Source organism: Bacteroides caecigallinarum (genome assembly GCF_016901995.1).
Classification (GTDB): domain Bacteria; phylum Bacteroidota; class Bacteroidia; order Bacteroidales; family Bacteroidaceae; genus Phocaeicola; species Phocaeicola cellulolyticus.
Genome location: NZ_JACJLE010000020.1, coordinates 23,739 through 37,817, shown reverse-complemented (window position 1 = coordinate 37,817; position 14,079 = coordinate 23,739). Strand labels below are relative to the sequence as shown.

The 14,079-nt window shown below is 42.1% G+C and carries 12 protein-coding genes and 1 tRNA gene; 6 read left to right on the top strand and 7 right to left on the bottom strand.

Going from position 1 to position 14,079, the window contains the following annotated elements:
- From H6A61_RS07025 to H6A61_RS07010, 4 genes are read right to left on the bottom strand one after another with little or no spacing between them, the layout of a single operon-like run.
- A complete protein-coding gene (locus H6A61_RS07025) occupies positions 1–1,863 on the bottom strand; it encodes a hypothetical protein (RefSeq protein ID WP_204392367.1) in 1,863 nt (620 codons plus the stop codon).
- A gap of 11 nt (positions 1,864–1,874) precedes the next feature.
- The gene (locus H6A61_RS07020) at positions 1,875–2,786 is read right to left on the bottom strand and encodes a phosphoribosyltransferase-like protein (protein WP_204392365.1); all 912 of its coding nucleotides are present in this window, start codon (positions 2,784–2,786) and stop codon (positions 1,875–1,877) included.
- 3 nt (positions 2,787–2,789) lie between these two features.
- On the bottom strand, positions 2,790–3,632 hold the full coding sequence (locus H6A61_RS07015; RefSeq protein WP_204392363.1) for a hypothetical protein: 843 nt from the start codon (positions 3,630–3,632) through the stop codon (positions 2,790–2,792).
- Positions 3,632–4,933 (bottom strand): AAA family ATPase, encoded by a 1,302-nt coding sequence (locus H6A61_RS07010; protein ID WP_204392361.1) that lies wholly within the window; start codon positions 4,931–4,933, stop codon positions 3,632–3,634. Before H6A61_RS07010 ends, H6A61_RS07015 begins: the two co-directional genes overlap by 1 nt.
- Positions 4,934–5,440: 507 nt before the next feature.
- Between H6A61_RS07010 and H6A61_RS07005 the strand changes: the two genes are divergently transcribed.
- From H6A61_RS07005 to H6A61_RS06995, 3 genes are all read left to right on the top strand, one after another.
- Positions 5,441–5,623 (top strand): hypothetical protein, encoded by a 183-nt coding sequence (locus tag H6A61_RS07005; protein ID WP_204392359.1) that lies wholly within the window; start codon positions 5,441–5,443, stop codon positions 5,621–5,623.
- 479 nt (positions 5,624–6,102) lie between these two features.
- Complete coding sequence (locus H6A61_RS07000; RefSeq protein WP_204392357.1) at positions 6,103–7,347, top strand: site-specific integrase; 1,245 nt, start codon at positions 6,103–6,105, stop codon at positions 7,345–7,347.
- A gap of 141 nt (positions 7,348–7,488) precedes the next feature.
- Positions 7,489–7,725, top strand: coding sequence for a helix-turn-helix domain-containing protein (locus H6A61_RS06995; protein ID WP_374937699.1), 237 nt, complete (start codon positions 7,489–7,491; stop codon positions 7,723–7,725).
- Between the two features lie 98 nt (positions 7,726–7,823).
- Here the strand turns inward: H6A61_RS06995 and H6A61_RS06990 are convergent, their stop codons facing one another.
- Positions 7,824–9,020: a site-specific integrase gene (locus H6A61_RS06990; protein ID WP_204392353.1), complete on the bottom strand. Its 1,197-nt coding sequence runs from the start codon at positions 9,018–9,020 to the stop codon at positions 7,824–7,826.
- A gap of 260 nt (positions 9,021–9,280) precedes the next feature.
- On the opposite strand from H6A61_RS06990, the gene H6A61_RS06985 reads away from it, so the two are divergent.
- Positions 9,281–9,559 (top strand): helix-turn-helix domain-containing protein, encoded by a 279-nt coding sequence (locus H6A61_RS06985; protein WP_204392351.1) that lies wholly within the window; start codon positions 9,281–9,283, stop codon positions 9,557–9,559.
- 97 nt (positions 9,560–9,656) lie between these two features.
- Here H6A61_RS06985 and H6A61_RS06980 read toward each other — a convergent pair whose 3' ends face one another.
- Together H6A61_RS06980 and H6A61_RS06975 are read right to left on the bottom strand one after the other, a co-directional pair.
- Positions 9,657–10,892 (bottom strand): site-specific integrase, encoded by a 1,236-nt coding sequence (locus H6A61_RS06980; RefSeq protein ID WP_204392349.1) that lies wholly within the window; start codon positions 10,890–10,892, stop codon positions 9,657–9,659.
- A gap of 239 nt (positions 10,893–11,131) precedes the next feature.
- Positions 11,132–11,205, bottom strand: a tRNA-Asp gene (locus tag H6A61_RS06975).
- Positions 11,206–11,675: 470 nt separating this feature from the next.
- Here H6A61_RS06975 and H6A61_RS06970 point away from each other — a divergent pair.
- Positions 11,676–12,035 (top strand): helix-turn-helix domain-containing protein, encoded by a 360-nt coding sequence (locus H6A61_RS06970; RefSeq protein ID WP_072545384.1) that lies wholly within the window; start codon positions 11,676–11,678, stop codon positions 12,033–12,035.
- Positions 12,028–14,070, top strand: coding sequence for a bifunctional DNA primase/helicase (locus H6A61_RS06965; RefSeq protein ID WP_204392347.1), 2,043 nt, complete (start codon positions 12,028–12,030; stop codon positions 14,068–14,070). Before H6A61_RS06970 ends, H6A61_RS06965 begins: the two co-directional genes overlap by 8 nt.
- Positions 14,071–14,079: the final 9 nt, after the last annotated feature.

Sequence of the window (14,079 nt, the reverse complement as noted above, 5' to 3'; positions counted from 1 at the left end):
CTAATCCCAAAAGTCAAAAGATAATTGATACATATTAGTTTCCTCTTTGTCTATCTTGACATTTCTCTTGCTTAAGATGTCCCTAACAGCATTATTAGGGTTATCCACACAAAGCAAGAATTCTGCATCTGATAACCCCATCTTACGTTTTCTACGAAAACTATATATAAAATAAGGAGCAAAAATAGGATGAAGCGAATACATAAATTCCTTTACACTACCACGCCCCGACTGTTTATTGGCTGGCATACGAACGAGTGCTAAATTCATGATTCCTGCTTGAAGTAATTCCTCCGTACGTGCAGAACGTTCACCTTCTATTTCAAATTGCACTATTTCGGGAGCTGAATTTTCTCCATCTTTAGCCAACTTTGAAAATATAGTACCAAGTGTTTGAACCATACGTGTCAATTGAGCACCATTACTCCATGTACCTTCCAACTCTGTAAGATTTTTCCACCCAACGTTACGTGCAGCCTTTGTCTGAACATCGGCAGATACAGGTTTAGTGATATCTCCCCCCTCTTGCAAATAAATATAATAAGAACGGTAAACCAACTCCATTAGATAACGGATATTTCCATTAGCAAGTTTTACAAATGTACTCCATCCTGCATAATACTTCTGAATTCCACCACTACCTCTTCCAGTGCGTATTTTAAAGAGTAGACTATACTTATAATTCTCATAACGAGTATTCCACCTTTTCCTATTTTTAAAATAATCCTCTATTGTATCTTTAAGCATTGAGTTATGATTCTCAGACCAATAAGATATAAAGAATTTATAAAGCGAAGACACACCTAAATCAAGCCCACTCTCCTTTTCAAACTCAAGAATATTTTTATATTGGCAGGTCTGTTCTACTCCAAGTTTTATTGCCTCATCTTCGTAAGGCAAATTTACTAAAGCTTGCTCTATATCAAATTCCACTCCATCCTCTTCAAGCAAATCTTTTATTCTTAACTGGCATACATCACGTGCAAAAGATTCAAACTTATCAGGAGTTTCATCAGTAAACTCATCTACAATATTGAACAATACATAGTCAGCAGGATCAATAACGCTTTCCTGTGGATTCATCGTATGCTTAACTCTCCAACCCATCTCACGTACACCAATCTTTATCGTATAAGATTGAGGTACATGTTTAAGTAATGTATTTACAATCTGCTGCTGGGAATCCAAAAGATTTTCATATTCATCAATAAGCAAATAAAATATTTTACCACTAAACTGTCTTAATTTTCTTGCCTGCTCAGTCACTATTTTAACAGGATCACCTGCTAATGAAAGTTGTGGCATATTACCATCTGAAATGTTATTAATATCTGCCTGAAATTTATACATAGCCGTTTCCAGTACATGTATTAATTCCTTATAATCCGAAACATCACCCAAATGTAAAGAAGTAGCGATCAAACTACATGCATGTTTCGACAACACTTCATCATCAGATTTAAGTTTTTTATGCCAATCTATGAATTCAAGTATTTCTGATGTAAAAATAAGATTGAAATAGTGTGCAAAAATCTTCATCCATGTTCCATTGTCAATCCCTTTTCCACTAAATGCATGAACATGATTTGTATCACATCTAAAATAAATACCAATATAACTATTTAAATCAAACCTATCAATATCATCATTATTCAAAGCATACTGCCCCATATAAGACAAGCCTCTTAAAACAGTTGTCTTTCCTGTGCCGCGACCTCCCATCAACACACATGGGCGTTTATCCTTTAAAGATGTAAAATAACTTGGAGCGGCAAAGAAGTGAAATATTTTTTCATTAAGCCACTCCGCCTTATAACTACCAAACAACTCATCGAGTTGTGCCAATTTTTCATCTGATGTCATAATCTCAAAGTTTATCTATGATACGGACGTTTTTTTAAAGGTTTCCAATTATCAGTATTCCAATAAAAGAATGCAGGACATGCATCTGGAATACCATGATGAAAAGCCAAAGCAAGACCTTGTTCAGCAAAGCCCATTATATCATTCACACTGTCTCCACCTGTCACAGGAATTTTTTGTTCCTTAGCTATTCTATTCATCATATTTAAAAATCTAGCATACAAACTATAATCACCTGCCCAGCATAATCCATCTATATTTAAAAGATTATATTCTAGACCCAAATGATATATATATTCTAAGTGTAAATTAGAACAATATTTCTTAATTCTCAATAGCCCCATATCATTAACAACAAGAGGGGCATAAATTATACGATGATTAAACCGACTTTGAAGTTCGCTTAAAGTCTTCTTTTTTAATCCTAATTTGTGTTCGTTCCAAGCTTTATCTGTTTGAGCACCGGAACCTACGAAATCATCTACTAAAATAACATTCTGAAGAGTACTAGTTTCCAATTTTTTAAACAGTGTATCAAACTTTATAATACGGTTATCAGGAATATTCAGAACTTCTCTCAGTTTACGAGTGAAAATATAACCACTATCTGTCGCATCGTCTGGATTTTCTCCTTGAATAAAACTATACCAACATTCGCTCTTAAAACTATCATGATTCCACCCAGGAACATTTTGCATAAAATAATAACCACAACGCCCTATAACCGTACGGAGCATTTGATCTATTAAGTCATCAGAGAAATAAATAAAATATTTTAAAATACGAGCAGCAAGCTCCTTCTCTTCTTGTTTTTGGAAATTATCCAACCAACTTTCAAAATCCAAGCCATTCGGTTTTGGCAGTAATAGCATCTCACGAAAGGTTTTCATTCGTTCTGTTATTTCCTTAATTTCATCATTCATAGTCTAAATAAATTTTGATACATCATTAAAGTAATCAAACTGAAATAATAAACTCCAGTACCAATCGTTTTTAGCAAAAAGAAACAAAGTCTGAAAATAGGCATCACTCACACCCTCATCCAACATATCACCAAGCACTTCATATATCAACTGTTGCCTATCACAGTTAACCGCATCAAGTCCCATTGAAGACAGTTTATACCACATACGTCTAATCAATTTCAATACATCATGGTTTAGCCCTAAGCATTCGATAGTAGGATTTTCAGTATCGGTCTCATTAATCCAATAGACAAAACCATTTTTTTGATACCTCACTTCATTACCCACATTAGCCATAAGCGGTAAAGGATATATAAACTTATGCCCACGACGACCATTGCAGGTAAACGATGTTCCGACCCCTAAATGACAATGACCGGCACACGATATCAACATATTCTCGTATGCTACCGAGTGAGGATATGGCGGCGGAGGCATTTGTCTTGCTAAGAAATCAGCAGACGATATAATATCTGCAGTATCCAACTGTGAGTTCTTCCCTAAATATTGATTATAATCGTCACTATCTTTTGGATGATTCACAATAACATGCTCTATAGTTCGTTCATCCGAAGCTAACCTATCAATTCTCCTCATGCAATAACAACAACGACCTCTTTGTTCGTTCAACAGAATTCCTATCAAAGCCGCACGGGTCTTAGGCTGACCGAAAACAAAGTCTGCTCCCAAATACTCATACAAATCACCTTGATAAGTCCCTCCATGCCTATCCTTATGACGTTGTAGAAAACCATCTATCAGGGCATGAGCTTCATCATGTTTCGTTTTTACAATATACTCCATTACTTAACCAATGATTTATAGAATTCACTATCCTCACCAACCAGACGCTTAATAGAACTTTCCAGTTGCAGTATCCGTTTCTTATCGCCTAATTGCTTCCAATATCTATAAGCACCGGCCAAATTCTGTAAATATGAATTACGTTCTGGAGTATCCATCACACTCTGTAACACTGTAATATAATCCATACCATACATATTCTTGACATTATGGTACTCCGGGCCATCTTCGGATACAACAATACTATATAGCAAATTGTCTTCATCCTGTTTATAATCAGCAATCACCAGAGGAGAATGAGTGGAAATCACAAACTGAGCATTAGAGAAAGAACGTCTGAAACGTTGAACCACTTCTTGAGCTAATGAAGGATGAAGATGCAGTTCCACCTCATCTATAAACACGACTGCATAAGGATTACAATTTTTCTGCAACAGATATCCTCTATGAGCAATATCAAAAACAATGGAAAGAATACGCTTATACCCCTGAGGCAACATATCAAACGGAATCCTTCTTCCATCGCGAAATTTCACAACCAGCGTATCCTCTTTGCCTCGTGCTTCAACAGTAAGCCCTTCAAGCGCAAATTCTAAATTATCCTGATTGCCACTGATCGGCTCTGAAAAAGTCACCATTGCTTGTTCTATCGCGCTACAATACTCCTCCTGACCTTTATCATTACCAAAACGGGTATTCTTCCAATTCATTACATAATACTGCTTCCACAATTCTGTACAATTACGTTCATCGTCCCATTTATAATAAGCTGTATTCTGAGGTAGAGGATTACCCGAATCTAATTTATCCTGCATATTCTTTCCTATCGTTGACTGAATATGAGGATATGAATCCGAAAAGAATGAAAAAACCGGTATCTTATTAGTATCAAAAACTTTAGTCCAGAATCGCATACAAGCTGCCACATATGACTCATTAATCCCTCTATCCGCAGATATCTTACGCAACTCCCAACTTAATAGCTTTTCGTCATCATAAAGCTGTACATCAGCACCTACAGCTACAGGATATTTATAATCGCCATCATTATAGCGAGGATCGGTAGAGAGAAAGCTCTTCACCTTTTGATCGCTACTAGCTACAAAATCAAACTGTGGAGCATCTTTCTTCTTGGAGAATATAAAACTCAACGATTGTTTGATAGCTGTAATCATATTCGTCTTACCGGAACCATTCCTACCTATAATAATTGTAGTCATACGACCCAAATTCAATCTTATATTCTTATAATTACGAAAATTGGTAAGGTGAACCGACTTTATAAAAAAAATATCATTCATACGGCTTATGTGAGATTTCTACAAAAGTACACATTTTATTCGAGACGGATATATAAAATGAACAAAAATACGAGGTGTTTTAGCTTAAAACGATTGACCATCTTTACGTTAAATCTGAAATTAATTAACTTCTTTGTTTTGTCCTGCATGTCCCGAATAAAGTTTATCTCCATATCTAAAAGCAAAATCTCTGATAACAGCCATTTTCTAAATTCAAATACCTATCCCATTTTACGAAAGCTGCACACAGTCTCTTGCTTATTACCAAAATTCTATGTTTTTATAAAGACTTCTGTATTTTCTACATAAGCACTACTACAAAACAAACACCTCCGTTCCATCAAGCGATCTAGTTTTCATTTCATTATTAAACTTCTCAATTGCCACTTTACCAGCAAAATCATCCACAATAACAACCATTTTATTTTTTCAGATTGCAATTAATTTACTCTACTTTTTTGCTCCATAAAACTTGTCCTTTTCCAGAAAGAAATCTATCTTTGAAACATGAAGACAAAAAAGGAAATTCTAAAAGGAAACGGTCTAACAAACATTGACAAACTCATGGATTCCCAGTTCGGTAAACTCAGGACACCGGAACGTGAAAGATTCCGTGAAGAAGCCCGTATTTATGTGAACGGACATGCCAAAACTGAGGAATGTAGGAACTCCCAAAAGAAACGGAAATAACCGGCTTTTCCCGTCCGTTCCGGCGAGCCGGAGAACACTACCTCCGTAACGTCAAATTCTTCATACAGATAGAAAGAGGTGGCTATTCAAAGGCCCTGCAACCAACTGCCTGATGGATCCGGTTGAATACTAATATCCTACAAGGTTCACCAGCAAATTATGTAGGAACTGAACCTATTTTTGTAAGCAATGTCGAACTATATAGATTCAAACATCTGACAATAAACACATTACATTCCATCTAATTACTTCAAGGCAGATTGGGGCTCTGGGTTCCGTCCCCAAGCGGATTTGAACCTCTCCCTATGGCCCTAACAAATATCTGAAAATCACACATTTACTTTATTTCCCTCTTATATAGCGTTTTATTCAAAACTATTATTAATCAAGATATTAAAGTCCATTCAATACCATAATCTATGTCTTATCCATGTCCTATGCACCCATTTGTGATATGGACAAATTAATATTTATTTCTTATGAGACATAGTTTTTCCATCTACTTCTATCTGAAGCGTAGAAAGCTTCAAAAAGACAGCAAGTCAACAATCATGCTTCGAATCATAGTCAACAACAAGGCCGCAGATGTAAGCCTGAAGACGTCCATCCTGCAGGAGCATTGGGACAAGCAGAACAGGCGTGTTTCCGACATGAATCCAGAAGCACACGACATCAATACATACCTGGACAAAGTAAGTTCCACATTGCAGCATCATTACCAACAGGCCCAACTGGAAGGGAAACATCTTACAGCAAGCATGCTGAAACAACGCTTCATGGCCACAGGATCCAACCCGCCTTCCCTTTTGGAGATATTTGACAAACAGGTGAAAGATGCGGACAGGCTGGCACATGCCGGACAAATCAGCATATCACATTCCAATAGGCATAAACTAGTCTACAGGCGGCTTGAAGAGTTCTGCAAGAAAATGAGCAGACAAGATATGCCACTAGAACAGTTCAACCGGCAGATGATACACGAATTGGAACTTTTCTTTAGGACTGACTGCAGGCTGTCAATCAATACGACAGCCAAGATGATGAGTATGGTCAGAAAAGGAATTCTATGGGCATACCAGTGCGGAATTATTCTGACCAATCCGTTCTCGACCTACCGAATAAAGAAGGTGGAAAGCCAGAAACAATACCTGAACAGGCAGGAAATAATAAGGATAATGAACAAGCGGCTGGATATTCCCAGACTGGCTTCCATCCGTGACATATTTATTTTCAGCTGTTTCACGGGTATATCCTATTCGGACATCTGTCGGTTAAGAAAGGATCAAATCATTTCAGATTCTGACAAAAGCATGTATATCCATCTGTACAGGACCAAGACCAACCACCCCGCATTCATCCCTCTCCTTCCCCAAGCCAAGAAAATCGCTAGTTTTTACATAGGAAAAGGCGAATCGGAATACCTGTTCCCGACCATCTCGAACCAGAAAAGCAATGCCTATCTTAAAGAACTTGCTGACATCTGCCATATCAGAAAAAGGGTGACATTTCATGTGGCCCGGCACACGTTCGCCGTGACTGTCTGTCTGGAAAACGGACTTCCGATAGAAACGCTTTCCAAAATGCTCGGACATACCAATTTGAGGGTTACACAAGCCTATGCAAGAATCACGTACAGGAAAGTCACGGAGGACATGAAGGTATTAAAGAACAAGCTGAAGGACTGGAAACAGAAATCCGGTACGATGAAATCTGAAGACATTTGATGACATCTGATACCAACAGGTTCCGATGGTTTGCAGCGGCATGAGAATGCGGATATCTTTGTTTCAAACCAAAAAGAACATTTTATGGGAACAATCATCACCAGATCAGACAAGGAAGTAGTACTTCATTTCTTCAATGAAATGAAAAGGGTATCGGACCTCATAGACCATTTGCCGGCGGATAACCGGCACTTATTGGACGGGGAAAACTACCTGACAGATACGGAACTGGCCGGAAAACTCAAGCTGAGCAAGCGTACGCTGCTGGACTACAGACGCTACGGCATATTGCCTTATTACCAGATAGGAGGAAAAATCCTATACCGGGAAAGCGATATCGTACGACTGCTGGAAAAGAACCGGAAAGAAGCGTTCTGACATCCGGTTCCGTTTATGGGAAAGGCTATACCACCACATCCGTTGGAGTATAGCCTTTCACTTTTTATCATATTTTGTATATGTCTGCTTCATGCCTTTCAGGAATTCCTTTCCTGAGCCTGCATATAATGGCGCAACATATAGTCGGAAGAATAGCCGAGTATTTCCCTGACGTGTTCTTTGGGAATCCGGTTGGCCAGGGTGACTGTCGCAGCGAACGTATTGCGGGCCATCTGGGTGGTCAGACGCTTGGAAATCCGATATAGTACCGAAACCTCTTTCAGGTATTCATTCATTTTCTGGATTGACGGGACAGGAAAACACGGCCCTTCCGGATTCATCGGATTCCAGCCTCTGTATTTCTCCAGCAGGACCATTGCCGGTTTAAGAAGAGGAACACGGCTTGTACAGCTGTCTCCAACCTCCGCTACTTCAGCACGTGTCCTGCAAATCCACAGTGTTCCTTCGTCATCCCTAAACAAGTGCGACGGACAAAGGGTGCTTATCCCCTGATAGGAAAGTCCGGTGAGCGCATAGAAGACGAACACATCCTTCACCCGTTCCAGACGTCCGGCCGGCATATCCGTTTCCATCACTGTTCTCAGTTCATCCCAGCCCAGAAAAGACGGAGAAGTCTCCTCCTTCACGCACAGCCGTCCCAGTTCTTTCAAGCACCTGCCATCCTCCATCCACCCCTTCTGCTGGGCCACCTTGAGAACTTTACGGAAACACTCCAAATATTTAGCCGCCGTATTCCAGGCCAGCCCGCGGGTTTCCTTCAAATACCTTTCAAATGCCGTGATGAACTTCCTGTCCAGTTCGGAGAACGCGATATCTTCCTTATTGTAAACATTCCGTATGACGGTCTCTACCAATCCGCAGCATCTGTTGTAACGTGCCAGCGTGGCAGGATGCAAATCCCCGGGAGAAGCCGCCCATCCGTCTATGCATTCCTTCATGGCCTTCAGAACCTGATGCCGTCCTTCTCTGGCATACAGAATATCCAGGATTTTCTTCGGAGTCAGTTTTTCCCCGTCATACACGGAATTCCTGTGAATGACATATATTCTGTCCCTCAGCGTCTCAAGGTACATGTTCAGTTCCCTCGAACTTCGGTCTTTTCCTTTGCTACGCATCTTTGCATTGTCCCATAACTCCACCGATATAGAGCGCTGGATACGGATTTCATCCCGCTGCCCGTTAATTGTCACCCGAAGAACGACCGGTGCTTCACCGTTCTTCAACAACTTGTTCTTCAAGATAAAGAACATTACATTCAGTGTGTTTCCTTTCATACGTTTTGTTTTGGTACAAACTTAGTAAATACACTGATATACAACACTATGCAAAATTGCGCAATATAGTGAAGTATAATACATGCCTTTCCTGAACACGGCTGTACTTTCCGGATTCAACGACCGGATATTTTTGAAAGACCGGTTCCTGCAACAGACAACATGAGACATCTGATGACTTGTGATGCCATCTGATGACATGATATTGGCCGGTCGGCCCATACCGTCTATCTTTGCCTCAAACCAAACAACTACACTTTATGGAAATCATAAACATTGAAGCCGGTACTTTCAGAGAAATGGTAATGTCCATCCAACTGCTGAAAGAAAAACTGGAAAACCTTAAAGGCAATCAAACCTCAAAAAGTCTGGATGACTGGATGGACAATCAGGAAGTATGCATGGCACTGAACATATCACAGAGAACATTGCAAGCCATGAGAAGCAACGGTACCTTGCCCTTCTCCCAGATTGACCGGAAAACCTATTATCGGAGACAGGATATCATCAGACTGATTGAAAAAGGGAAGAAAAGATAATCCCGACAAAAGCGAGGCCAATCCATACAAGCAAACAACTCTTCATTCATGTAAAAGGCTATACCTCACTGTGCGTTGTGAAGTATAGCCTTTCCGTTTATCCGAAGACCCGGGCGACATCCTGCATGTCCTTCATAATACTGTTATCCAGTACACGTGCATAATGCTGTGTCATGCGGGTTGAAGAATGGCCAAGCATCTTCGACACATTCTGCAGGGCGACATCATTGGCAAGGGTAACAGTCGTCGCGAACGTGTGCCTACTGCAATGGACGGTCAGCCGCTTGTTCACCCGACACAGGGTGGCAATCTCTTTCAGGAATTCGTTCATCTTCTGATTCGACGGAATCGGGAAACAGGGACCTTCAGGATCTTCTGGGTTCCAGTTCTTGTATTTCTCCAGAATGACAAGAGCAGGTTCCAAAAGCGGTACATTGCAAGTACAGCTTTCCTTATGAGTGATTATCTTCACGCGGGCCTTGTGTATCCACAGTTTCCCCTCATTATCCTTATAAAGATGTGCCGGGCACAAGGTCTTCACATCAATATACGACAGGCCGGTCAGACAACAGAACAGGAAAAAATCCTTCACGGTGTTCAGACGTGTCGTGGAAAAGTCCTTCTCCATAATCCGTTTCAATTCTTCCAGGGTCAGAAACGTAGGGCACGTCTCTTCCTTACGGAACAGACGCTTGCGTTTTCCGGCCAACGGGTCCAGTTCCAGCCATCCGTTTTCCCTGGCCAGTCCGAGAAATTTGCGAAAACAGCTCATATACTTGGTCAGGGTATTCTGGGAAAGTTTACGTACCGTTCTCAGATGCATCTCAAACCGGTCGATGAATTCCCCACTAAGTTCATGAAATGTAATATCCTCTTTCTTGTAGAAATCCTTAATGACTGTCTGCAACGATTCATAACAGTTGTTATAACGTGAAATGGTGGAGGGCTGGTACTCCGTACCAATCAGGGAAGTCCAGTCATCGATACATTTCCGCATGGTCTGCAAAACCAGATGTCGTTCCTCTTTAGAGAATAACTTTATCAGAAGATTCTTTGGGGTAATCAGTGCTTCCCGACAGAGAAGTTCCTTGTGAATCTGGTACAGCCTTACTTTCAATGCCTCGATATAGCTGTTCAGCTCCGTTGAACTCCGGTCTTTTCCTTTACTGCGTTCCTTCACATTATCCCATAACTTCAACGGAACAGAACGTTGAATCCGGACTTCATCCAATTGTCCGTTAATTGTCACCCGCAGAAAAATAGGTGCCTCACCGTTTTTCTTTAGTCTGCTCTTACGGATAAAGAACAGAACTTTCATTGATTCCTGTTTCATACCACTTTATTTACGTTGTAAAATTAGAAAATGAGGAACAGGAAAATCCTACGCAAAAACATGATAATCAATGAAGTATTATACATTTCAGGTGCTTTTTTATTGTCCCTAAAAAAGGACCCTGAATTTGCACCTGACAAACTTCGTAGAAACGCTATATTCTGCTTCCGCCCGGAAACGAAAAAAGCCCTGATTCTGTTGTTAATCAGAGCTTTTCCTAATTTTGCTTTGTAAGTTTGCGGTGCGTACGGGACTCGAACCCGTGACCCCATGCGTGACAGGCATGTATTCTAACCAACTGAACTAACGCACCAGTTATTTCTAACTGTTTATTTTTTTTGTTGGCGGTGCGTACGGTAATCGTACCTGCCGCTTATAATATCTTTTTAATCAGTAACTTATGCGTAACCTAAAATTTAATGGTTACGACTTGGTTACGATTTCATCTTGTCAATTTTCGTAGCTTATGACACCACCGTGTCACCTTTCGATTGCGAGTGCAAAAGTACTACACATTTTTGAAACATGCAAGTTCTTGACAATATTTTTTTCAGCCTTTTTTTCAAGTGCAAGGTGCGAGCCTATATATATAAATAGGCTTGCACCTTGCACTGAACTAATTTTGAACCTATTAACCTTACTCCTGACCGAAACGGATTGACCTCGCATTTTCCCGCAAAAAAAATGCAGGAACAAAAAATTATGGTGTAGTACACGTATAGTATACCATGCGGATTTTGACTTATCGGGAACTTTGCGGCAAACATTTCAATAATTAGGATTATGACAGAAGTTATCGTAATGGAAAGTGCCGCCTATCAAAAGATGATGGGGCAAATAGCGAAAATCGCTGAGTTCATTACCAAGAATGAACACAAGTTGCAGGATTGCGACTTTGACAACGATGTATGGCTGGACAGTCAAGAAGTGGCCGATATGCTCCATATCAGCACACGCACCCTGCAACGGTTAAGGAGCGACGGACTGGTAGAGTATTCGGTGTTCCGCCGCAAGTGCCTGTACAAGCTCTCAGAAATAGAGAAAAAGGTACGGGAAAAGGTTATCACGTGTGAACCGCACCTGATAGACGTTTACAAGAAGAACCGGTTGTTGGATATAACAAAGGACGAAGACAATGAATAAGGAGGATATTTTGCAGGCGACGGACAGGGGGCTTTCGGTGTTCAGACACTACCTGCCCGTGCCGTTCCGCATCGGTAAGAAGTTCCTGAATCCTTTATATAAGGATACGAAGGCATCGTGCAACGTATATTATGACCGGCGGCATTCGGTGTATAAGATGAAGGATTTCGGCAATGAGGAATATTCCGGGGACTGCTTCGAGTTGGTAGGGACAATGACGGGGCTGAGTTGCAGGAACGCGAAGGATTTCGTTGAAATCATGCGCATCATTGACCATGACCTGCATTTGGGGCTGGCGGACGGTTATGAAACTTGTGCGGACACTTCCTCCGTTCAGGTGGTTTGTCCGCCCACGCCGGAACAGGTAATAAAGAAAATACGCCCGTACAATATCGTTCCAAGGGCGTTCAATGAAACAGACCGGATATTTTGGGGCAAATCCGGAATCACGGAGCATACATTAAATAAATATAATGTGCGCCCCCTGCATTCGTTCAGTTCCGTCAATCAGGAAGGGAAAACCTATACCTTGACTGAAACGGCACAGGAACCGATGTATGGGTATATGGGCGACAAATACATCAAAATCTACCGTCCACGCTCGGAGATGCGTTTCCTTTATGCCGGAGATTTGGGCGACAGTTATTGCTTCGGACTTGACCAACTGCCCGCCAAGGGGGATTTGTTGTTCATTACCGGCGGGGAGAAAGACGTGATGAGCCTTGCGGCAAACGGATTCCATGCCATCTGTTTCAATTCGGAAACGACGGTCATCCCTACCTCTGTGCTGATGCTGCTCTCCTACCGGTTCAAACACATTGTCCTGCTGTATGATATGGACAAGACCGGTCTGGAAGTTTCCGCCAAACGGCAGGAAGAATTGAAGCCGTTTGCATTGAAACGCCTTTTGCTGCCACTGTCAGGAACAAAAGAAGAAAAGGATGTAACGGATTATTTTGCGTTGGGACACACGCACGACGATTTATTGAAATTGTTCTTAAACCATTTGGATTCATTATACAAGGAAGATATGTCAGCATTAAAATCATGCGAGTTGGATTTCAACAACCCGCCACCTGTGGCACAAATGATAGTATCGGTGAACGGCGTGCCGCTGGGAACACAAGGGAACCTGCTCTGCATCACCGGCGGGGAGGGTACGGGGAAAAGCAACTATGTGGCCGCCCTGATTGCCGGTGCTGTGAAACCGGAAAACGCGGAGGGCATCGACACGCTGGGCGTTTCCATTGAAGGGAACCCGAAAGGCAAGGCGGTGCTGTTCTATGACACCGAACAGAGCGAGGTGCAACTATACAAGAACGTAAGCACCCTGCTGCGCCGTTGCGGGCGCGACACGATGCCGGAGTGGTTCAAGGCATACTGCCTGACGGGGATGAGCCGCAAGGAGCGGCTGAAGTCCATTGTGCTCAGCATGGACAAGTTCCATTACCAATACGGGGGCATCCATCTGGTGGTCATTGACGGCATCGCCGACCTGATACGCTGCGCCAACGACGAGGCGGAGAGCATCGCCGTCGTGGAGGAACTCTACCGGCTGGCGGGCATCTACAACACGTGCATCGTCACGGTGCTGCACTTCATCCCCAACGGGCTGAAGCTGCGCGGACACTTGGGCAGCGAGCTGCAACGCAAGGCTGCCGCCATCCTCTCCATCGAAAAGGACACGAACCCCGCCGTTTCGGTGGTGAAAGCCCTGAAGGTACGGGACGGCAGCCCGCTGGATGTGCCGCTCATGCAGTTCGCATGGGACAAGGAGAAGGCGATGCACGCCTACTTGGGCGAGAAACCGAAGGAGGAAAAGGACAAGCGCAAGGAGGAGGAACTCGTGGCAGTAGCACGCGAACTGTTCAGCCGGAAACGCTTCATCGGCTACATGGAGCTTTCGGAAGAACTTCAGGCGGCGTTCGAGGTGAAGGAACGCACGGCCAAGAGCTACATCCGCTTCATGCGGGAAAAGGAAATCATTGTGAAATCACCCGACAGCCCGAACAGCTACATGCTGGGCGAGGTATAAAAGCACAGG